Source organism: Kribbella sp. NBC_01505 (genome assembly GCF_045040285.1).
In the GTDB taxonomy this organism is placed as follows: domain Bacteria; phylum Actinomycetota; class Actinomycetes; order Propionibacteriales; family Kribbellaceae; genus Kribbella.
Window position 1 is genome coordinate 6,450,569 of record NZ_CP109425.1, and the last position, 19,612, is coordinate 6,470,180.

Consider the following 19,612-nt stretch of genomic DNA (forward strand, 5'->3'; position numbering starts at 1 on the left):
CAGGCATCAGGGTTCGAGTCCCTGACAGGCACGCACAGCCAAATCGACGATGGGAGAACCGATGGACAAGCTGACCGGGATCGCCAAGCTGAAGCCCGAGAAGCGCCGCGCGGCGGTCGATGCCGAGATCTCTGCCGCCCGTGTGGGAGGCGCCGAGACATTCGACGTGAGTTACCACGTCTCGCGCTTCGAGGATGCCCGGGCGATCCGGGCCCGGATCGTGGAGATCTCCGCGCCACTCGACGACAACGGCAAGCAGAGTCTCGTGATGTCCGCGCTGCGTGGCTCCAAGCGCGAGCTGGTCACGGTCGGCCTGCACATGGTCTCCGCGATCGCCGCAGCCTCCGATCAATCCAGCAACTAACGCCCCGCCCGACTGGCAGACACCGGGGTTCGAGTCCCCGGCGGGCACCCAGCACTCCCCGCTGACGGAAGGAGCACAGCCCATGCCGAAGCACACCACCCGCAAGGCCAGCCCTGAAGCCAAAGCCGAGACGATCCGCCGCCGCAATGCGCGCAAGATGAAGGGACACAACTGATGACAAGGGCAACGAACGGACTTACGACGGTCGCGCTACTCGACCAGGCGCTGGAGCACCTGTTCGGTCTGGTCCAGCTCGCACACCAGCTCGACCAAGGTCAGTCGGTGCTACGGGCATCCGAGCGAATCGATTTCTACACCAAGCTCATCGGTTCTCGCATCGCGATCGCAGGCGCACGCCTCAGCCAGCCCATCGGCAGCCACATCACCGCCGGAGGCCCGGTGATGCAGGAGCTGCGCGAACTGGCCCATGTCACCGAGATTCTGCAAACAGCGCTGCTGATGGTGATCACCCGGCAGGGGCACCAGATGCTCACTCTCCCCGCAGGACTCGACGTCCCAGGCCTGGAACGCCGGAACGGACAACCGAGCATCTCGGCAATCGAACTGATCCGCACGCTCGTCGTCACCCACGACGAACCGACGCAGAACGACAGCACCGATCACGCGCGTCAGGGAGGATGACGTGCCCATCCTGATCGTGGAAGCCCAAGACTTCCGGGTGCAGATCAAGCACGAAGAGGGCGCGGCAGAGCCGTACTTCGACGGCTCCTCCCCGCTCCTGCGCTGGCGCTGGGGGATCAGCCGGCACGAGGCGGAGCAGGTCACCGCCATCACCGCCTACAAGGTGGATGACTCGATCCTGCAAGCACTGCGTCGTTGGGGAGACGACCGGGACTACTTCGAGCGGTATCTGCGGATCTACCACGGCACGCGCTCGATTATCTGGAACTCAGGCGTCGGGCTGAACCATCAGTACGTCACCTTCGACACGGCAGATTGGCGTGCATGGGTGGACGTGACCGACGAGTGGCTCAATCAGCAGAACCAAGGCGGATCCGAACCGCCGGTCCTGGCCGACATGAGCGACTACGAGGCATACCTGCGCGGCGAGACCTACGGCTGGGTTGCCGAGAAGAAGACCCGATGGATCAAGGTCGACGCCACAGGAACACCTATCCAGCTGGACGACGAAACCTACCGCGAGGAGTGGGAGTACGTGGAGTCCTGCTGGGGGTTTTACAGCCTCGACAGTGTCGAGCAAGCAGCGCGCCAGGAGCTGGCCGAGCTGTCTGGAGAACCTGCGGAGGCCGCGACATGAAGATCGCGAACGACGGCGAGGCGCCGCAGACGATGCACCTCGTGCTCGACGACCCCGACGACCAGATCTACGTGACGTACCAGGGCCTGACCATCTCCGTCAGCCTCGGACAACCAAACCCCGACGACGTGTTCCAGCCACGGCCAGTGGAGCTGAGCCTCATGCCAGAAGACGACCTCGATCTGGTTAGGCCACCACTGGTTCGGCACGACGGCATGCGCTACATCGGTCCCGGTGACGGGCTCCGCGTAGAGCTAAAGGGCAAGACGGTGAATCGCTTCGACCGCCACTACCGGAAGGACGGCTGACGGGTGGGCCTCGATTTCAGACTGACCGGCATCAAGGACTACAAGACTGTTTGTCTCGACGGTGAGGGATTCGTCCTTCCTCGCACGACCTCCGTCATCTTCCTGACGATGTTCACCCAAGTCGGGTGGGGACTCGATGAGCGCAATATCGACGAGTTCATCAGCCGCGCAACGATGTTCGAATCCGTCGTCGGGCCGGTGACCGTCGGGCCCCAAGGCCCGGTACCGCTAACGCGTGAGGAGATGCTCGCGCACCTGGGACTGTGGACGAACGTCGCCGGCGAGCCACGATCAGCATTCCTCGACGACCTGTTCCGGCGAGCTGCGCCGTCCGCGGGCAACGACCCGTACGCGCTCCAGCGGGACCACAACCGCTATGTGCGGTTCGACGACGAGGAGCCGGAGGCGTGGCGGGTGTCGCGCTAACGCAAAGCGAGATGACCTTCGCCCGGCGTGTGAAGCAGTACCGCCAGACGAAGAGATGGACGCAGCTCGGCCTCGCGGACCAGCTTCGGCTGCGGGGCGTGAGCCTGGACCAGGCCGCCGTGGCCCGCATCGAGAAGGGCCAGCGCCGAGTCCTGCTGATCGAGGCGCTGTGTCTATCGCAGGCACTGGGATGCCCGATCTCGGAGCTGATGAGACCAGTGAAGTGCGAACAGTGCAGCGACCTGCCGCCGCCAGGGTTCACCTGCCAGGCGTGCGGCGAGAGTGGCTGACCGAACGAAGGGGGAACACGTGGGAGTTCTAGACAGCCTGCCGAAGGGCTACCGGTGGGCAACGACCGACGAGGTCGACATGCTGGAGTGGCGCGGAGACAAGGACCAGTTCGTGAAGGTCATCCAGGCCAGCGCCAATGGGGGCACAGAACGGCTCGCCGTACCTGAGGGATATAGGCAGAACGATCTACCGACGAGCCCGAGCGGGGCACCGCTTCCGCTGATCTCTGCGGAGGCACTGCGCAACCAGCGCTGCCCTGCTGGTCTGGTGTTCGCCTGGGGACCGATTGACAAGGTGCACGCCGTTGGCCCGTACAAGGTCGTCGAGTTCCGCGCGGACGTGACTTTCGTCAGTTCCATTGGACTGACCCATGGCCTGACGTACTACCACCCGGTGCTGACAGACGTTTACACGCTGATCAGGCACGAGACGCTAGACGAGGCACTGCTCTGCGCCATCGCCCACAGCCACGAAGGCAAGATCACACAAGCTGCGAGCTACTTCATGAAGATGATCGGAGCCGCCGCGTGAGCGTGCCAGGCAGTGGCGCAAAAGAGCTGGACGGCATGAGCCCTCACGATGTTGCGCAGGACCTGCGGCACCGGGCCGCATACGCGAACCTCTCGTACTTCGGTGATGAGCTGGGAGTGCGGTACGACACCCTCGGGCCCTTCGACCGAGACCCGCACTTCATCCTTGTCGCCGTGGCTGACAACGGGGCACGACGGGAGTTCGGCGTCGAGGTCTACGAGATTCCCGACTGACAGGCGGCGTTCGATCATCCAGCCCGAGGGCGCATCGCTTCCGGCGGGCGTTCTAGGCCATCTTCTGGCGGTACCGGGTTGCCTTGCCTGCCCCTGATCTAGGCCGCTCGGCATCGATGAACTCCAGCAGTTCGCGGGTGAGCCACAGCTCGATCGACTCCCCAGAATCAGGGTCCGGTACGAACACCACGCGCGCCTGCCACTCCCGTGTCTGTGTACGCCGCCACTCAATGACCAGCCCCGGCACAGCGCCCGTGCGCGTACGCATCGACCACGTCACCCAGACATGCCGGCGCAGCTTGTCCGGCGGCTCCTCCAGCGGGTAGCGGCGGTTCGTGCCCATGTCCCGAGGATAGAACATCCATTCGAATACACGTCAACACGGCCCCGTGCTGACGCGATCAGTCACGACCAAATCATGGGAGAGATCCACTTGGGTTTGCACACCGGCACCATCACCTATCTGAACGCCGCGACTTGGGCCGACCTCATGGATCCGCCTCGGGTGCGGATGTCAGCACAGATGCTGGCGACACCGCTCGGTACGGCGTTCGACGAGTGGAACCGAGCCAACACCGCGGCGATCCGCGAGTACGACCGATGCCAGGCGGCACGAGCGCGGAGGCGTACCGGCCACGGGGCGGTGGCGTGATCAAGGAGACCCGGGTCACGAACACGTCGGGCGGCCAGAAGGGCGCCAAGATCCACCGCTTCGACCAAATACCGGCAGGCCCGATGTTCGAGCTTGCCGCCCGCTTCGGCGTCGGCTCCCTGAAGTACGAGCAGGTGAACGGCGTCGACAACTGGCGCAACGGCTACGACTTCTCGTTGTCACTGGGCGCGCTGGAACGACACCTCTACGCGTTCAAGAACGGGGACGACTACGACCCACAGGCCTACATCGACGCAGGCCTGATCGAAGACGACGAGGACCCGGTCTACGACGAGAACGGCAACGTCCGCCCCGGCGTGACTCACCTGTCGGCGGTGATCTGGCACTGCATGTTCATGCTCCACCACCTCGAACACAACCCGCACTTCGACAACCGTGCCTCAACGGTCCTGCGACGCAACGCAGGCCTACCGGTCTTTGACGTCGTCAGGACGCAGAGGTTCGGTGGTCTCGACTAGTGGCGGCACTGACGTTCGGGAAACGCGACGTCGCCAAGATGGCCGAGATCCTCGACGCCGACTACGACACCGTCGAACAAGCCGCAGCCGCCGCGCTGAAGCGGGCCGAAGAGATCATCACCAGCAAGGCCAAGTTCACCGCGGTCGGACAGCTCCACTATCCGGCCGGCCACCTGGACCCGGATGAGGCGCGATCGAACATGGTCGCGCTCGGCTGGTACGCGACACAGAACCAGGCCGACACGGCAGCGTTGCAGCTCGTCTACTCCACGCAGACGCGCGAGATCTTCCGCACCTGGACGCTGCCGATCTTTCACGGCACGCCGGCCGCCTACTACACGCAGCGCAAGAAGGCCCGTGAAGCCGCCGAGCTGGCCCTTGCGGGAGGCAAGGAAGCCGAGCTGGCCCGGCGGGTCCAGTGGTTCACCGACAACCCCCACACCGAGCCACCACCGTGGGGGCCCATCTGGAAGACGGAGGAGGGCACCGCATGAGCCTGCGAGCGCAGGTCATCAAGGCAGCCGAAGAGCACGGCTGGACGGTCAGGCAGACCCAAGGCCACAGCTTCCTGGCTCGTGACGGGGACAAGGGAGTCCTGGGCTGGAGAACCGAGGACGTCCTGTCGTACGCACGCATCAACGGCAAGCGGATCCTCGCGACCCGCCAGACCGACCAACTGATCGAGGAGCTGAAGAAGAAGTGAAGACCGTTGCATTCCGGATGTGCGCGTGCGGCAAGCGAGGCTTCGCCGACGAGTTGGACGCCGACAAGGCGTTGGGCCGGGCCCGTGCGAAGCGGCGCCGGCAGATGGATGGACGCGCGAGCCGTCGCGGCGTCGTGACGATGGAGTCCCGCACCTATGAGTGCGAGATCGGCGACCTGTTCCACACCACCTCGCAGTCTCGCCGCGAGTACAACGAGCGCGCTACCGGGTCTTCGTTGACCTGGGACCAGTTCTTGGCAGCGCAAGGCCAGGTGGCCGCTTGAAGATCGGCGTAGACATCGACGAGCCGCTGTACCCGTGGCTGGAGACATCGCACCAGATCAGTCAAGAGGCCGGCATCACGAACGGTCGACCGCTGACGACCTGGTACCCGTGGGACAGCTACGGCTGCACCGTCGAGGAGTGGACGGCCGTCATCGACGCGGCCACGGTGACCGGTGAGCTGTACGACGCCCTGCCGACCTTCGCCGGTCACGCCGCGGTCGTCGAACTGCACGACGCGGGCCACGAGATCCACCTGGTGACCGCGCGCGGCTGCGGCTGGCAGCACAGCCGCCTGGTCCGCTACCTGACCGAACGCTGGCTGCGTGAGTGGCAGATCCCGCACCACTCGCTGACCTTCGCCAAGAACAAGGCCCCGGTCGCGCAGCGCCTCGGCCTGGAGGCATTCGTCGACGACCGGCCCAAGAACTACGACGAACTCACTGCGGCTGGTGTTGACACCTACCTGCTCGACAGCGCCCACAACCAAGACCCGGACTGCACCCGGCGGCGGGTCTTGAGCATGTACGAGTTCGCCGACCGCATCCGACGAGACGAGAGGAGCGCTGCCGTTGTTGCAGCCTGAACAGTTGACCCGGGCACAGTTGCCCGCCCCGATCCCGAGCACGTTCTCCCACCCGGTCGGTCGCATCCAGCCCATCGAAAAACTCGAGGACGGCACCTACACCAATTCCATCGAACCGCGCGGCACCACCGAGCTGATGTTCAGTGACGCCGAGGTCGTACTCAGCCAGATCACCGGCACCGAGCGTCACACGCTGATGCTGGACCTCGACGTGCCCGCCACCCTCGTCCCGTCGACCACTCCAGGACACTCGCACCTCTACATCGACATCGAGCTGCCCTGGGACCAGGTCCAAAATATCTTGGCGGCTCTCACGCAGGCCGGGATCGTCGAAGAGGGCTACCTCAGCGCATCGCTGGACCGAGGCTTCACGACCCTGCGCCTGCCGTGGGTGACGAAGCCAGCGCCCGAGGTGGTCGCCGCGTGAGCCGAAGTACGTCGAACTCCAACGACCGAGGCTCCTCCCAGCAGCGCGCCGTACGGCGGCAATGGCTCGTCGACACCTACCGGGCAGACGTCGACGTCCAGGCATTCAAGATCGACGACGAGGTCATGTACTTCTGCGTCCCAGTCGGGCAGGGCAAACCGGCCTGCCGGTGCTTCCGGTGCGGCAAAGCCCTCACCGTCGACACCTTGACCGTCGACCGCATCATCCCGGGCGTCAAAGGCGGCACCTACCGGCGCAACAACATCCGGCCGGCCTGCGCGACCTGCAACTTCTCGACCGGCGGGCAGCTCGGAGCACTTCAGCGTGCCCTCAAGGCTGTCGCGTGAGCTTGGCGTACTACCAGCCGCCAGAACCCCGCTTCGAGCGCGAGGACTACCGCGACTGCGAAACCTGCGACACCGAGACCGTCCACCTGCTGACGGCCTGGTTCAAAGACGGACCCATCGACTGCGAGTGCCTGTCGTGCGGATCACTGACCGAGATCGAGACCGACTAACAGAAGGACCCGAGTGCGCTGCAAACACTGCGGCCACGAGACGCCTTCCTCGACCGTCCATTTGCGACCCAAGGATCTAGCCGCCCGCTGGCAAGTCTCAGTGGGCCACTTGGCCAACCTCCGCTCGGAGGGCAAAGGACCGGCTTTTTTACGGCTCGGCGGCGGCATTTCGTACCGCTTGAGCGACGTCGAGGCCTACGAGGAACGCGCCCTAGTGCGCCTGAAGAAAGCCGCCTGAGGGCGGACGAGAACCACACCAAACAGAGAGGAGGTGGGATGCCAAACGAAGCATTCGGACTCGGCGAGCACGGCGAGATCGAAGCCGTGCCCCAGAAACGCGACGCAAATGGACGGTGGGTGAGGGCAGCCCAGCAACGCTCCGCCACGAGGTGGCGCGCCCGGGTCCACTTTCGCGGGTTCAACGGTGTCCCCGGTGAGATCTCAAAGTTCGGCAAGACCAGGGCAATGGCTGTCGAGCGGGTTGAGGAAGCGCTCAAAGAAGAGTCGAGCCTGAACGTCGGCATGGAAGGCATGACGCCCTCGATGCCGTTCGTAGAAGCCGGTGAGCTGTGGCTGGAGCAGATCAAGCGTCCTGGGCCCAACAAGCTGGCGGACAGCAGCATCGACGACTACGAGCGCGCGTTCAACAACCACGTGAAAGGCGAGAAGTCCACAGTCCGCGGGCTCAGCCTCAAACAGGTCAACAACCCACAGCGTCTGCGCCTGTTCCTCCAAGACGTGGCTGACCGGCACGGCACTGGATCGGCAAAGACGACCCGCGCGGTCGTTGCCGGCATCCTCTGGATGGCCGTTGAGAACGGACTCTTCGACACGAACGCCATCAAGATGGTGCGGCCAATCGAGAGCAAGAAGCCGAAGAGGACCCAGCGCCGGAAGCAGCACGATCTCAAACGGGCGTTTACCGTCGAGGAGGCCGACGCCGTGATGGCCTACGCCGACAAGCTGGCGCTGGACGAGGAGCGCGATCCCCGCACGGTCCGGAAGTGGCAGTCCACGGCCGACCTGAACGCCTACATGAAGGGCACCGGCGCCCGCATTTCCGAGGCCAGGGAGCTCTTCTGGGACGAGGTCGACCTCCTGACCGGCTGGACCTACGTATACGGCACCAAGACCGGTGGCTCGGTGCGCGCGGTCAAGATGCCTATGTGGCTGCTCCTGCGACTGCGGAGGCGCGGCGCTAGGAACGGCACCGAGGGACGGGTGTTCCCCTCTCCACACCAGATCAGCGACCCGTATAAGCCCTGGGACCAGTCGAACTGCAACAAGGCCGTCCGGAAGGTACTCGACGGCGCGAAGATGCTGTGGGCCGTGCCGCACACCTGGCGCCGCACGGTCGCAACCCGACTGAAGAATGCAAAGTGGGATCCGGCGAAGATCGCCGATCAGCTCGGACACGTAGACCCGTCAATGACGATGGACAACTACTTCGAGCGGGACCTCATGGCGAGGGCTGACCCAGGCGCCGCCGAACTGCTCTAGTAAGTCGCTGCCTCGTGGCTGAGTGAATAACCATCCATCGCCCGACTTCAGGCGGGGCTGTTTAGAAGGCCATCACCGGTAACATCACCGGTAACTCTGCCGTCCGACGGAACCTCTGGCTGACAAACGTGCAGGTCAGAGAGATATTTGCGCGCCAGGCAGGACTCGAACCTGCGACCAACGGATTAGAAGTCCGACGCTCTATCCAGCTGAGCTACTGGCGCATGCCAGGAAGAGTCTGTCAGATGGGCGGGTGATCGCGCTGCCGGGTTACCGGGTGTGGCGCCGAAGTACAGGCTTGTCGTTCCATCACGGTAACGCCGCGTGGGCGGTTCTGCCGTCGGGTCGGTGATCCAACTAGGCTGCGGGCATGAGTTACCCCTCACCAGGCCCGGCCGGGTCGCCGCAGCCCGCGGCGGCGTCGGCGTACCCGCCCGGCGGACAGTACCCGCAGCCGAATGTGCTCGGGAACCATCCGGTCCCCGGGCAGCGCCGCAACCGCAAAGTGCTGATCGGCATCGTGCTCGCGGTGCTGATGGCGATCGCGGGGCTGGCGATCTTCGCCATCGTGGCGGATTCGACCGGAGCGGGCGGGTTCACCTGGGGGATGGCGTTCGCGATGGTGCCGGTCATCCCGGTGATCGGGCTGTATCTCTGGCTGGACCGTTACGAACCGGAGCCGACGAAGTACATCCTGTTCGCGCTCTGCTGGGGTGCCTTCATCGCGACGCTGGTCGCGATCTTCATCAACACCGAGGTCGCGAAGCAGCTGGCCGAGACCGGGGCGGGCGGCGACCGGTCGGCAATCTTCGTCGCGCCTCCGGTGGAGGAGTTCGCCAAGGGGTCCGTGATCCTGCTGCTGGCGCTGGTGCGCCGCAAGGAGTTCGACGGGATCATCGACGGCCTGGTGTACGCCGGGATGGTCGGTGTCGGCTTCGCCTTCACCGAGAACATCCTTTACTACGGCCGCATCTTCAGTGAGCTGTCGCACGAGGCCGGCAGCGACGCCGGTCTGCGCGGCGTCCTTGTCCTCTTCATCCTGCGCGGCGTGATGTCGCCGTTCGCGCATCCACTCTTCACCTCGTTCACAGCGATCGGGATCGGCATCGCCGTCCGGCATCGCAGTACGGCGGTGCGCTACCTGGCCCCGGTGGTCGGCTACCTGACCGCTGTGCTCGCGCACGCGGCGTGGAACGCCTCCGCGAGCTGGGCCGAGGGCACCGGCTTCCTGGTCGCCTACTTCCTGCTGATGGTGCCGATCTTCGTCGGCATGGTCGCGTTCGCTCTGGTGCTGCGGTCGCGCGAAGGCAAGATGATCGCCTCGCGGCTCTACGACTACGTGCGGTTCGGCTGGCTGGTCGCCCCGGAAGTGCCACTGATCGCGACCATGCGCGGCCGCAAGGCGCTCCGGCAGAACGCACGCCGGTACGGCGGTCAGGCCGAAGCTGCCGCGAAGGCGTTCCAGGCGAACGCGACCGACCTGGCCTATCTGCGGGACAAGATCGTCCGGCAGGTGATCGGGCCGGAGGCTCTCCAGGACGAGAAGCGGCTGCTCGACGAGCTGCGTGCCCGGCGAGCCAGCGTGCCCTTCCCGCCGATGCCGGCCTTCCCGCAGGCAATGCCTCCGGGCGGACCGGGAGCGCCCGGGCAGGGAGGTCCGGGTGGGCCGGGTGGTTACGGTCCGCCACGGCCCCAGGACGGCGGCTACGGAGCGCCTCAGCCCGGGTCCGGTGGTCAGGGCGAGTGGCAGGGCCCCGGAGGACCGGGCGCGCCCGGTCCGGGTGGGCCGGGAAGCGGTGGTTACGGAGCGCCTCAGCCGGGGTATCCCTCGGGGCAACCCGGTTACCCAGCGGCCCAGCCCGGTTACCCATCGGGACCCCCTGGTCCGCAAGGATCGCCGGGAGGATACGGTCCGTATCCACCATCGCAGTGACTGCCACCCGTCCACGCCGCCAAACGGGGATGACGATGACTTTGCTTCTGTGCTGTCCGACCGGGCACTCTGTGCTCGTGGGCGGACGCCGTGGCTGACATCAAGTCAGCAGCTGGTGAAGGTCCGGAGCCACAGGTTCCGGGCCGGGACCAGCCTGCCCAGGAGCTGGCCAACTTGATCGCGCAGTCCGAGGCCGGTGCCAAGGGCAAGGGCTTCTGGCGCCGTCGCCGGCGCAAGAACGCCACCCCCGAAGCCGCCACCCCGACGCCCGCAGCCCCGCCGACGGCGCCTGCGGAGGCGAAGCCTGCCGACGAGCCTGTGAGCGGTGACACCGCCAAGGACGAGTCGGCGAAGACGGCCGAGGCCACGAAGGACGAGGCGACGAAGGTCGCCGAACCGTCCGGCGACGAGTCGACGACGGCCGCCGAGTCTGCGGGCGATGCGTCCACGGACGGTGCTGAGCCTGCGAGCGATGCGTCCGCGGATGATGCTGAATCTGCGAGCGGTGAATCAGTGAAGTCGGCGGACGCGACAGCTGACGCCGGCGCGGAGGCAGCTGCCGAGGGTGGCGCCGAGTCCGAGGGCGCTGAGACATCTGCTGACACCGACTCGGCCGACGCCGAGGCGAGCTCCGACGGCGCTGCTGAGTCTGCTGATGGCGATTCGGTGGACGCGGCGACGGGAGCCGACGCTGCGGATGGCGGATCGAGCGCGACCGAAGAAGAACCTGCCGCTGAGCCGGTTGCCGTGGAGGTCGCTGGCGAGACCAGCGACGCCAAGGGCGAAGACGAGGCTGCCGCGGCGGTAGAGGCCGATGCTGACGACGAAGCTGTCGTAGAGGTTGATGAGCGGCCGCGGCCGACCGTTGGTGTCGTGTACGAGCCGGACGAGTCGCCGGACGGGTTCCCGCTCGAGTACGGCAACATCATCGTGGGACTCCCCAAGCAGGCTGATGGGTCGACGGGCGAGTTCGACGAGGCGAGCGCGTACGCCGAGGAGCTGGCGGCCGTCGAATCCGCAGGTGTGGACCCGGCGGAGTCTGACTCCGACCAGGAGGCGGCAGACGACGCCGAGGAACTCGCCGAGCAGGCCGAGGACGACGCAGTCGTCGTAGAGCCTGAGCAGGCCGCGTCGGCCGAGGAGCCTGAGTCTGAGGGCGCCGAGGACGCCCCCACCGGTGAAGCCGCGGGGGATGCTGCCGGTGACTCGGGTGACGAGGACGTGCCGGACGCTGCCGGTGACTCGGGTGACGAAGACGCGGACGCGGCCGATGCCGTGGTTACCGAGGAGACTGCCGACCAGCAGGCTGCCGATGAGACGCCGGCTGCTGAAGTTGCTGGGTCTGACGCTGAGGAGTCTGCCGACGGCGTAGCCGCGGAAGAGGCAGCGCCTGAGTCCGAGCCGGTCGAGGACGACGCGGAGTCGCCGTCGGCACAAGCGCCGGAGACTGAGGTTGCCGAGGAACAGGCCGCCACTGGCGACGAGGTCGCGGAGGCTGCCACCGCTGAGGCTGCGAGTGGCGATGAGGCTTCGGAGGCCGACGCGGAAGGCGTCGGTGCTGAGACTGCTGAGTCGAAGGCCGGCAAGCCGGAGGTCGTGGATGCCGAGAAGTCGGTAGCGGCGGCTGTTGACGAGGACTCGGTGGAGGACGTTGCCGAGGAGCCGATGGCGGCTGACGCTGGGGATGCGGAGCCTGCGGCTGAGGAGCCGGTTGAGGTTGAGCTGACTGCGGACGAGTTGGCTGAGCGGTTGGCGGCTGAGCAGGCTGCGATGGCTTTGATCACGGCGCTGATGAAGTTGCGCGGTGCGTTGGCGGGAAGCCGCCTGCCTTTGGATGTTGTGGGAGCCGACGAGGCTCGGCAGCAGCAGAAGGCGATGCTGGACCAGTTGGACGACTACATCCTGCCGCGGTTGGTGCAGTTGGAGGCGCCGATCCTGGCGGTGGTCGGTGGATCCACCGGGGCCGGCAAGTCGACGTTGGTGAACTCGGTGATCGGCAAGGTCGTGAGTGAGCCGGGTGTGCTGCGGCCGACGACGCGGTCGCCGGTGCTGATTCATCACCCGGCCGACGCGGACTGGTTCATCGGCGACCGCGTGCTGCCAGGGATGGCGCGGACCACTGCGGAGAGCCCGGGCGGCATGGAGGATCCGGGGCAGCTGCGACTGGTCGCCTCCGACACTGTGCCCCGTGGACTCGCTGTCCTGGACGCACCGGACATCGACTCGGTCGTCGAGGCGAACCGTGATCTGGCCACACAGCTGCTGGCGGCCGCCGATCTGTGGTTGTTCGTCACGACGGCGGCGCGCTACTCGGATGCGGTTCCGTGGGAGTTCCTGCAGAGCGCGTCGGATCGCAGTACGGCGGTGGCCGTGGTGCTCGACCGCGCGCCGGCGGAGACGATCGACGACATCACCGGGCACCTGGCGCAGATGCTGCTCGAGCGTGGGCTCGGTGACTCGCCGCTGTTCTCGATCAGGGAGACGGTTGTCGACGGCAACGGAATGCTGCCGGGCGAGTCCGTTGCCTCGATCAAGGACTGGCTGGTCGACCTGGCCGCCGACGCGGAGGCCCGGGCTGCAGTTGTGCGGCGGACGCTTCACGGTGCGGTCACCTCGATGGTGAAGACGACGCCGCCGTTCGCCGCGGCGGTGCGCGCGCAGGGTGACACCGCGATCGAGCTGCGGTCGAGTGTCGAGGCGGCATACGACCAGGCGGTCAAGGACATCGCGACGTCGACCCAGGACGCGTCGCTGCTGCGGGGCGAGGTGCTCGCGCGGTGGCAGGAGTTCGTCGGGACGGGCGAGCTGCTGAAGGGTCTGCAGGGCAACTCGAACAAACTGCGCGAGAAGGTCAAGAAGTCGATCGGCACCACGCCGGCTCCGACCCGCGACCTGAACGACGCGATCGAGTCCGGGCTGTCGTCGCTGCTGATCGAGCAGGCCGAGGCCGCCGCCGAGCGCGCGGAGAAGATCTGGCAGGCGTCGCCCTCCGGACGGCAACTCCTCGCGGCGGCAAAGGCTGCGCCTGATGCGGACGACGCGACCGCGGAGACCGCGACCGACGCGGAGCTCGCGCTGGGCGCGATGTCTCCGGACTTCGCCGCGAAGGCCGAGCGGGCCGTTCGCGAATGGCAGGCCGGCGTGCTCGAGCTGGTGCGCAAGGTCGGCACCGAGAAGCGGCTGGCGGCGCGCATCCTGGACGCCGGGGTGAACGGGCTGTCGTTGTCGGTCATGGTGGTCCTTTTCGCGGAGAACGCGGGGATTCCGACCGGCGCCGAGGCCAGTATCGGAGTCGGTAGCGCGGTCGTCGGGCAGAAGCTGCTGACCGCGGTCTTCGGCGACTCGGCGGTCCAAACGCTGATGACGAAGTCGCGCGCGGATCTTGACGGTAAGGTTCATGCCTTGATGGATGCCGAATTCGCCCGGTATCTGGCTGTCCTCGACCAGCATCCGGTCGATCCTGAGGCTGCCAGGCAACTGACCGAGGCCGCGCGCGCGGTGGAGGACTGCACGTGACGGAAACGACGGAGACGGTCACAGGCCCCGTGCGGGCGGCGACCGACGTCCTGACCAAGATCGACGCTCTCGAGAAGGCCGCGACCGCCGGTCAGGGCCGGCTCGATCCGGTGGTGCTGACCGAGGCCACGCAGATCGTCGACCGGGCCGGACAGCGGCTGCGGATGTCGGGCGAGCTGACCATCGTCGCGCTGGCCGGGGCCACAGGCTCCGGGAAGTCGTCGCTGTTCAACGCGATGACCGGCCTGGACCTGGCCGCGATCGGGACCCGCCGTCCGACCAGCTCGATGCCGCTGGCCTGTGTCTGGGGTGAGGAGCCGGCCGGTGAGGTACTGAACTGGCTGGGCATCCCGCGCCGGCACCAGGTGCAGCACCGCAGCTCGCTGGAGGACGCGCAGTCGGAGGACCTCGACGGTCTGATCCTGCTCGACCTGCCGGACCACGACTCGATCGAGGTCGAGCACCGGCTGATCGTCGACCGTCTGGTCGAGCTGGTCGACATGCTCGTCTGGGTCGTCGACCCGCAGAAGTACGCCGATGCTGCTCTGCACGACCGCTACATCAAGCCCTACGCCTCGCACTCCGGGGTGATGGTCTTCGCGCTGAACCACGTCGACAAGCTCACGCCGGATCAGCGGAAGAGCTGCCTGAACGACCTCGAGCGGCTGCTCAAGACCGACGGGCTCAAGGCGCCGACGGTCGTCGCGACCTCGGCGGTCAGCGGTGACGGGTTGGACGAGGTGCGCGGCCTGCTGGTCAAGCGGGTCAGCAACAAGCGCTCGGCCCGCGAGCGGATCGCCGCTGACGTGGATCGGGTCTCGGACCGGATGGCGAGCCAGTGCGGCACCGCCAAGACCCCGCAGATCGCCGACGCCGAGGTCACCGAACTGGTCGACGCGCTCTCCGACGCGAGTGGTCTGTCGGTAGTGGTCGACGCAGTCCGGCGCTCCTACCTGCAGCGCGCACAGGCCGCGACCGGCTGGCCGTTGACGAAGTGGATCGGCCGGCTCCGGCCCGACCCGCTCCGTGGACTGCAGCTCGACCAGGTCTCCCGCCAGCAGGGCAAGGCGTTGCGTAAGTCGGCGACGAGTGAGGTCGCGAGTGCCCGCACTTCGTTGCCTGCGGCAACACCGGTCCAGCGGGCCCGGATGGACAGCGCCGTACGCACCATCACCGACCGGGCCGCGGCCGGCCTGTCGCGGCCGTGGGCGGACTCGGTCCGGACCGCGATCCGGCGCCGTGAGGAGTCCCTGGGCGACGAGCTCGACCAGGCCGTCGCCCGGACCGACCTCGGCAACACGACCAACCCCGGTTGGTGGGGTGCTGTCAAGTTCGTTCAATGGCTGCTGTTCCTGGTGGCGCTCGGTGGCGCGGCGTGGCTGCTCGCCGCGCTGGTGGCACGGATCGCTGATGCCGGTGAGGTGCCGCTGCCGGGCGCGGGCGGTATTGCCTACGCCTGGATCATGCTGATCGGTGGTGCGGCTCTCGGACTCGGGCTGGCGGTGCTCTGCCGGCTGGCCGCCGTCAGCGGCGCCGCGCGATGGGCCCGGGCGGCCGAGCAGGCGCTGCGCGGCGAGCTCGAGAAGGTTGCCGACAGCCACGTGGTGGCGCCGGCCCGGGCCGAGCTCGCGGCCTACAGCACCTGCCGCGACGCCCTGGCGATCGCCCGCGGCTGACCTCCGGGAGGCGCCAGGCGTTACAGCTCGACGCCTGGCGCGAACTGCTCCATCGAGACCTTCGCGGCCTCCAGCAGATCCTCCTCGGTCGTCGTGCCGGAGCTCCGGACGACCTCCAGCCAGGCCCGCACGGACTGCTCGTTGAACCTCAGCATCTCGGGCGATTCCTGGAACTCGACCGGGTTGGCGTCGGCCGGCAGCTGACCCTCGGCGTACAGGGCGAGGGCGAGCAGGCCACCGTCCCACCCGGGCCCGACATACAGCGCGCCACCGAGGCCAGGGCCGGGAACGTCGGTCACCACATGCTCCAGCTCGAGGTCGGTCGTCCCCGGCGAGCCGGTCTGCAGGCGAATCTCCAGCAGGCTGTTCGCCCCGCCGTACGTCACCTTGAATCGCTTCGGTGGCTCGCACTCGAGAATGTCGCCACCAGCCATGTCCTGCAGCTGGAAGCTGCCGCCGACCCGGAAATCGCCGGTCATCGGCCACATCCAGCGGCTCAGCCGCTCGGGATCGGTGAGCGCGTCCCAGACCTCCTCCGGCTCGGCCCGGTAGGCGCGACGCATCAGCACCGTCGCGTCCTCCCCGGTGCGGCTGACCTCCCGCTGAACGGCGTTGATGTGCTCGAGAATGTCAATCATGCCGACCAGGATGCCGCTGCATGCTTATATAAGTCAAAGGTGAGATAATCAGGTCGCCTCAGCCTCTTGGGTCATCCGGCACCTCGACTCCAGCTGACCAGGAACCCGAACGGGATCGCGCGAAACTCAGAGCTCGACGCCGGGTGCGTACTGGGCCATCGAGACCTTGGCAGCTGCCAGCAGGTCGGCCTCGGCCATCCTGCCGGTGGAGCGGACGACCTCGAGCCATGACCGCACGGACTGCTCGTTGAACTTCAGCATCTCGGCCGAGTCCTGGAATGCGATCGGGTCGTTGTCGGCCGGTAGCCGACCCTCGACGTACAACGCCAGGGCGAGCAGAGCGCCGTCCCAGCCCGGGCCGACATTGAGTGCGCCACTCAGGGCTGGGTCGGGAGAGTCGGTCACCACGTGCTCCAGCTCCAGTTCCGTGACGCCTTTCGTTCCGGGCTGCAGCCGGATTTCCACCAGGCTGTTCGATCCGCCGTACGTCACCTTGAGTCGCTTCGGTGGCTCGCACTCGAGGATGTCGCCGCCGGCCATGTCCCGCAAGGCGAATGTGCCACCGATGCGGAAGTCGCCGGTGGTCGGCCACATCCAGCGGCCCAGTCGCTGGGGATCGGTGAGTGCGTCCCAGACCTCCTCCGGCTCGGCGCGGTAGCTGCGGCGCATCAGCACCGTCACGTCCTCCCCGGACCGGCCGGCTTCCCGCTGAACGGCGTTGATGTGCTCGAGAATGTCGATCATGCCGACCAGAATGCCAGGATAGAGTTATATAAGTCAAGGCTGAGGTAATCATGCAGCCTCAGCCTCTTGGGTCGTCGGGGTGAGTGGGAGAGGACCAGTGGTGAACTCGTCGGGTGGATAGGGCGCGGCCAGGCCGGGCTCCGAGATGGCGGCCGTGCCGGAGGCGGCCGCGGTGTGAGAGCCGACGAGGTCATCGCTGGTCGACGCGGTGGCGGCTTCGTTGTCCTGGCGGAGCGGCTCGGGCCAGGCGGCCTCGCTCCGTGGCGCCGACTTCGTGAAGCTCGTCGTGCCTTTGGAGAGGTCGTGGCCGACCGAGATCGCGTCGAGGACGACCTTCGAGCGTTGCTCGCCGGCCTCGGTGGTCCACTCCTGGGTCCGCAGTCGCCCGGTGACGATCACCGGCTGGCCGACCTGGAGCGACTCGAAGGTGTTCTGCGCCAGCACGCGCCAGCACTCGACGTTGAACCAGGTCGTCGGCCGGTCCCGCCAGCCCCGGTCGGTGCTGAACCCCCGAGGGGTCGAGCCGACCCGGAAGGTCACCTGGGGTGTCCGCCCGCCGACCTCCTTGAACTGCGGCTTGCTGCCGACCCAGCCCTGCACTGTCAGATAGGTCTCGCCCGCATTCATTTCCGACCACCGTCCTTTCGATCGCGTTGTCATCGGAGAAGATGCACGCGACCGGGCCCGGAACCGGCGCCGATCTCGAGCCTGTGGACAACCGGTTGGGCTCGGGCGGTACCGAGCGCATAGGCTCTGGGGTATGGCGGAATTCATCTATACCCTTCGCAACGTCCGGAAGGCGTTCGGCGACAAGGTCGTTCTCGACGACGTCACGCTGAACTTCCTGACCGGGGCGAAGATCGGTGTCGTCGGGCCGAACGGCACCGGCAAGTCCTCGTTGTTCAAGATCATGGCGGGGATCGACCACGCCTCGAACGGCGAGGCGCGGCTGGCCGAGGACGCAACGGTGGGGATCCTGCTCCAGGAGCCGCCGCTGAGTGAGGGCAAGACCGTGCTGGAGAACGTCGAGGAGGGGGTCGGCGACACCAAGCAGAAGCTCGACCGCTTCAACGAGATCTCCGCCGAGCTGGCCGACCCGGACGCCGACTACGACACGCTGCTCACCGAGATGGGTGACCTGCAGACCGAGCTCGACCACCGCAACGCCTGGGACGTCGACGCCCAGCTCGAGCAGGCGATGGACGCACTGCGATGCCCGCCGCCCGACGTACTGGTCGACAACCTGTCCGGTGGTGAGCGCCGCCGGGTCGCGCTGTGCAAGCTGCTGCTGCAGCAGCCCGACCTGCTGCTCCTCGACGAGCCCACCAACCACCTGGACGCGGAGTCCGTGCTGTGGCTGGAGCAGCACCTGCAGAAGTATCCGGGCGCCGTCCTGGCGATCACCCACGACCGGTACTTCCTGGACAACGTCGCCGAGTGGATCCTGGAGATGGACCGCGGCAAGACCTACGGGTACGAGGGCAACTACTCGAAGTACCTGGAGACCAAGCAGCAGCGGCTCGTCGTCGAAGGCGCCAAGGACGCGAAGCGGGCGAAGATCCTGGAGCGCGAGCTCGAGTGGGTCCGGTCGAACGCGAAGGCCCGGCAGACCAAGAGCAAGTCCCGGCTGGCCCGCTACGAGGAGCTCGCGGCCGAGGCCGAGCGCTCCAAGAAGCTGGACATCGACGAGATCAACATCCCGGCCGGACCGCGGCTGGGCAGCACGGTGCTCGAGGTCTCCAAGCTGGAGAAGGGGTTCGGCGACCGCACGCTGATCGACGGCCTGAGCTTCAGCCTCCCGCGGGCCGGCATCGTCGGCATCGTCGGCCCGAACGGCGTCGGCAAGTCGACCCTGTTCCGGATGATCGTCGGCGAGGAGCAGCCGGACGCCGGCACCCTGAAGCTCGGCGAGACGGTCAAGATCTCGTACGTCGACCAGTCCCGCGGTGGCCTGGACCCGAAGAAGACGGTCTGGCAGCAGGTCTCCGACGAGCTCGACTACATCAAGGTCGCGAACTTCGAGATGCCGAGCCGGGCGTACGTCGCCTCGTTCGGGTTCAAGGGCCCCGACCAGCAGAAGCCCACCGGCGTCCTGTCCGGTGGTGAGCGCAACCGGCTGAACCTGGCGCTGACGCTGAAGATGGGCGGCAACCTGCTGCTGCTCGACGAGCCGACCAACGACCTGGACGTCGAGACCCTGCAGTCCCTCGAGGACGCCCTGCTCGAGTTCCCCGGCTGCGCCGTGGTCGTCTCCCACGACCGGTGGTTCCTCGACCGCGTCGCGACCCACATCATGGCCTGGGAAGGCACCGACGAGGACCCGGCCAAGTGGTTCTGGTTCGAAGGCAACTTCGCGTCGTACGAAGCCAACAAGGTCGAACGCCTCGGCCCCGAAGCCGCCCGCCCGCACCGAGTAACCCACCGCAAGCTGACGCGCGACTGATCTTCAGGTCGCCTCGAAAGGCCCGCATCGGCACAGTGCCGGTTGCGGGTCTTTTCTTTGGGCCGTCGGCTTGGTCCGCTGCGC

Annotated in this window: 26 protein-coding genes and 1 tRNA gene; 22 read left to right on the top strand and 5 right to left on the bottom strand. The window is 66.9% G+C overall.

Features of this window, described 5'->3' with window-relative positions; genetic code table 11:
* Window positions 1-61 precede the first annotated feature (61 nt).
* The 8 genes from OG474_RS30640 (at window position 62) to OG474_RS30675 (ending at window position 3,432) form a co-directional block, all read left to right on the top strand.
* The gene (locus OG474_RS30640) at window positions 62-364 is read left to right on the top strand and encodes a hypothetical protein (protein ID WP_405057072.1); all 303 of its coding nucleotides are present in this window, start codon (window positions 62-64) and stop codon (window positions 362-364) included.
* 174 nt (window positions 365-538) lie between these two features.
* Window positions 539-1,006, top strand: coding sequence for a hypothetical protein (locus OG474_RS30645; RefSeq protein ID WP_405057073.1), 468 nt, complete (start codon window positions 539-541; stop codon window positions 1,004-1,006).
* 1 nt (window position 1,007) lies between these two features.
* Entirely contained in the window at window positions 1,008-1,643 is a 636-nt protein-coding gene (locus OG474_RS30650; RefSeq protein WP_405057074.1) for a hypothetical protein, read from the top strand.
* Window positions 1,640-1,951: a hypothetical protein gene (locus tag OG474_RS30655; RefSeq protein ID WP_405057075.1), complete on the top strand. Its 312-nt coding sequence runs from the start codon at window positions 1,640-1,642 to the stop codon at window positions 1,949-1,951. The genes OG474_RS30650 and OG474_RS30655 overlap by 4 nt, the downstream gene beginning before the upstream one ends.
* 3 nt (window positions 1,952-1,954) lie before the next feature.
* Entirely contained in the window at window positions 1,955-2,377 is a 423-nt protein-coding gene (locus OG474_RS30660) for a hypothetical protein (RefSeq protein ID WP_405057076.1), read from the top strand.
* Entirely contained in the window at window positions 2,359-2,667 is a 309-nt protein-coding gene (locus tag OG474_RS30665; protein ID WP_405057077.1) for a helix-turn-helix domain-containing protein, read from the top strand. Before OG474_RS30660 ends, OG474_RS30665 begins: the two co-directional genes overlap by 19 nt.
* Window positions 2,668-2,686: 19 nt before the next feature.
* Window positions 2,687-3,199, top strand: a complete 513-nt coding sequence (locus OG474_RS30670) for a hypothetical protein (protein WP_405057078.1) — start codon at window positions 2,687-2,689, stop codon at window positions 3,197-3,199.
* Between the two features lie 35 nt (window positions 3,200-3,234).
* On the top strand, window positions 3,235-3,432 hold the full coding sequence (locus OG474_RS30675; RefSeq protein ID WP_405057079.1) for a hypothetical protein: 198 nt from the start codon (window positions 3,235-3,237) through the stop codon (window positions 3,430-3,432).
* A gap of 52 nt (window positions 3,433-3,484) precedes the next feature.
* On the opposite strand, the gene OG474_RS30680 is transcribed toward OG474_RS30675, so the two are convergent.
* The gene (locus OG474_RS30680; protein ID WP_405057080.1) at window positions 3,485-3,775 is read right to left on the bottom strand and encodes a hypothetical protein; all 291 of its coding nucleotides are present in this window, start codon (window positions 3,773-3,775) and stop codon (window positions 3,485-3,487) included.
* 75 nt (window positions 3,776-3,850) lie between these two features.
* Between OG474_RS30680 and OG474_RS30685 the strand changes: the two genes are divergently transcribed.
* From OG474_RS30685 to OG474_RS30730, 10 genes are all read left to right on the top strand, one after another.
* Window positions 3,851-4,084 (top strand): hypothetical protein, encoded by a 234-nt coding sequence (locus OG474_RS30685; RefSeq protein ID WP_405057081.1) that lies wholly within the window; start codon window positions 3,851-3,853, stop codon window positions 4,082-4,084.
* Window positions 4,081-4,563, top strand: coding sequence for a dATP/dGTP diphosphohydrolase domain-containing protein (locus OG474_RS30690; RefSeq protein ID WP_405057082.1), 483 nt, complete (start codon window positions 4,081-4,083; stop codon window positions 4,561-4,563). Before OG474_RS30685 ends, OG474_RS30690 begins: the two co-directional genes overlap by 4 nt.
* Window positions 4,563-5,057, top strand: a complete 495-nt coding sequence (locus tag OG474_RS30695) for a hypothetical protein (RefSeq protein WP_405057083.1) — start codon at window positions 4,563-4,565, stop codon at window positions 5,055-5,057. Before OG474_RS30690 ends, OG474_RS30695 begins: the two co-directional genes overlap by 1 nt.
* The gene (locus tag OG474_RS30700) at window positions 5,054-5,266 is read left to right on the top strand and encodes a hypothetical protein (protein WP_405057084.1); all 213 of its coding nucleotides are present in this window, start codon (window positions 5,054-5,056) and stop codon (window positions 5,264-5,266) included. Before OG474_RS30695 ends, OG474_RS30700 begins: the two co-directional genes overlap by 4 nt.
* Window positions 5,263-5,550 (top strand): hypothetical protein, encoded by a 288-nt coding sequence (locus tag OG474_RS30705; protein WP_405057085.1) that lies wholly within the window; start codon window positions 5,263-5,265, stop codon window positions 5,548-5,550. The genes OG474_RS30700 and OG474_RS30705 overlap by 4 nt, the downstream gene beginning before the upstream one ends.
* Window positions 5,547-6,134, top strand: a complete 588-nt coding sequence (locus OG474_RS30710) for a hypothetical protein (protein WP_405057086.1) — start codon at window positions 5,547-5,549, stop codon at window positions 6,132-6,134. The genes OG474_RS30705 and OG474_RS30710 overlap by 4 nt, the downstream gene beginning before the upstream one ends.
* A gap of 4 nt (window positions 6,135-6,138) precedes the next feature.
* Window positions 6,139-6,561: a hypothetical protein gene (locus OG474_RS30715; RefSeq protein ID WP_405057087.1), complete on the top strand. Its 423-nt coding sequence runs from the start codon at window positions 6,139-6,141 to the stop codon at window positions 6,559-6,561.
* The gene (locus OG474_RS30720) at window positions 6,558-6,908 is read left to right on the top strand and encodes an HNH endonuclease (protein ID WP_405057088.1); all 351 of its coding nucleotides are present in this window, start codon (window positions 6,558-6,560) and stop codon (window positions 6,906-6,908) included. Before OG474_RS30715 ends, OG474_RS30720 begins: the two co-directional genes overlap by 4 nt.
* The gene (locus tag OG474_RS30725; RefSeq protein ID WP_405057089.1) at window positions 6,905-7,078 is read left to right on the top strand and encodes a hypothetical protein; all 174 of its coding nucleotides are present in this window, start codon (window positions 6,905-6,907) and stop codon (window positions 7,076-7,078) included. Before OG474_RS30720 ends, OG474_RS30725 begins: the two co-directional genes overlap by 4 nt.
* A 276-nt stretch (window positions 7,079-7,354) precedes the next feature.
* Window positions 7,355-8,578, top strand: coding sequence for a tyrosine-type recombinase/integrase (locus OG474_RS30730; protein ID WP_405057090.1), 1,224 nt, complete (start codon window positions 7,355-7,357; stop codon window positions 8,576-8,578).
* A 150-nt stretch (window positions 8,579-8,728) separates the two neighbouring features.
* On the opposite strand, the gene OG474_RS30735 is transcribed toward OG474_RS30730, so the two are convergent.
* A tRNA-Arg gene (locus OG474_RS30735) sits at window positions 8,729-8,802 on the bottom strand.
* A 146-nt stretch (window positions 8,803-8,948) separates the two neighbouring features.
* On the opposite strand from OG474_RS30735, the gene OG474_RS30740 reads away from it, so the two are divergent.
* From OG474_RS30740 to OG474_RS30750, 3 genes are all read left to right on the top strand, one after another.
* A complete protein-coding gene (locus OG474_RS30740; RefSeq protein WP_405057091.1) occupies window positions 8,949-10,511 on the top strand; it encodes a PrsW family glutamic-type intramembrane protease in 1,563 nt (520 codons plus the stop codon).
* 90 nt (window positions 10,512-10,601) lie between these two features.
* Window positions 10,602-14,027 (top strand): AAA family ATPase, encoded by a 3,426-nt coding sequence (locus OG474_RS30745; protein ID WP_405057092.1) that lies wholly within the window; start codon window positions 10,602-10,604, stop codon window positions 14,025-14,027.
* Window positions 14,024-15,703 carry an ABC transporter gene (locus OG474_RS30750; RefSeq protein WP_405057093.1) on the top strand — a complete coding sequence of 560 codons (1,680 nt, stop codon included), beginning with the start codon at window positions 14,024-14,026 and terminating at the stop codon, window positions 15,701-15,703. Before OG474_RS30745 ends, OG474_RS30750 begins: the two co-directional genes overlap by 4 nt.
* A gap of 20 nt (window positions 15,704-15,723) precedes the next feature.
* Here the strand turns inward: OG474_RS30750 and OG474_RS30755 are convergent, their stop codons facing one another.
* The 3 genes from OG474_RS30755 to OG474_RS30765 form a co-directional block, all read right to left on the bottom strand.
* Window positions 15,724-16,341 (bottom strand): SRPBCC family protein, encoded by a 618-nt coding sequence (locus tag OG474_RS30755; RefSeq protein ID WP_405057094.1) that lies wholly within the window; start codon window positions 16,339-16,341, stop codon window positions 15,724-15,726.
* 126 nt (window positions 16,342-16,467) lie between these two features.
* The gene (locus OG474_RS30760; RefSeq protein ID WP_405057095.1) at window positions 16,468-17,085 is read right to left on the bottom strand and encodes an SRPBCC family protein; all 618 of its coding nucleotides are present in this window, start codon (window positions 17,083-17,085) and stop codon (window positions 16,468-16,470) included.
* Window positions 17,086-17,133: 48 nt separating this feature from the next.
* Window positions 17,134-17,712 (bottom strand): single-stranded DNA-binding protein, encoded by a 579-nt coding sequence (locus OG474_RS30765; protein WP_405057096.1) that lies wholly within the window; start codon window positions 17,710-17,712, stop codon window positions 17,134-17,136.
* A 133-nt stretch (window positions 17,713-17,845) separates the two neighbouring features.
* Here OG474_RS30765 and ettA point away from each other — a divergent pair, with 133 nt between their 5' ends.
* Window positions 17,846-19,528, top strand: coding sequence for an energy-dependent translational throttle protein EttA (gene ettA, locus OG474_RS30770; RefSeq protein ID WP_405057097.1), 1,683 nt, complete (start codon window positions 17,846-17,848; stop codon window positions 19,526-19,528).
* The last annotated feature ends 84 nt before the right edge of the window (window positions 19,529-19,612 follow it).

Coding starts and splice junctions, on each gene's coding strand:
- OG474_RS30655 (WP_405057075.1), top strand. CDS start 1,640: ATGAAGATCGCGAACGACGGCGAGGCGCCGCAGACGATGCACCTCGTG.
- OG474_RS30680 (WP_405057080.1), bottom strand. CDS start 3,775: ATGGGCACGAACCGCCGCTACCCGCTGGAGGAGCCGCCGGACAAGCTG.
- OG474_RS30700 (WP_405057084.1), top strand. CDS start 5,054: ATGAGCCTGCGAGCGCAGGTCATCAAGGCAGCCGAAGAGCACGGCTGG.
- OG474_RS30740 (WP_405057091.1), top strand. CDS start 8,949: ATGAGTTACCCCTCACCAGGCCCGGCCGGGTCGCCGCAGCCCGCGGCG.
- OG474_RS30765 (WP_405057096.1), bottom strand. CDS start 17,712: ATGAATGCGGGCGAGACCTATCTGACAGTGCAGGGCTGGGTCGGCAGC.
- OG474_RS30755 (WP_405057094.1), bottom strand. CDS start 16,341: ATGATTGACATTCTCGAGCACATCAACGCCGTTCAGCGGGAGGTCAGC.
- OG474_RS30685 (WP_405057081.1), top strand. CDS start 3,851: ATGGGAGAGATCCACTTGGGTTTGCACACCGGCACCATCACCTATCTG.
- ettA (WP_405057097.1), top strand. CDS start 17,846: ATGGCGGAATTCATCTATACCCTTCGCAACGTCCGGAAGGCGTTCGGC.
- OG474_RS30640 (WP_405057072.1), top strand. CDS start 62: ATGGACAAGCTGACCGGGATCGCCAAGCTGAAGCCCGAGAAGCGCCGC.
- OG474_RS30730 (WP_405057090.1), top strand. CDS start 7,355: ATGCCAAACGAAGCATTCGGACTCGGCGAGCACGGCGAGATCGAAGCC.
- OG474_RS30760 (WP_405057095.1), bottom strand. CDS start 17,085: ATGATCGACATTCTCGAGCACATCAACGCCGTTCAGCGGGAAGCCGGC.
- OG474_RS30645 (WP_405057073.1), top strand. CDS start 539: ATGACAAGGGCAACGAACGGACTTACGACGGTCGCGCTACTCGACCAG.
- OG474_RS30675 (WP_405057079.1), top strand. CDS start 3,235: ATGAGCCCTCACGATGTTGCGCAGGACCTGCGGCACCGGGCCGCATAC.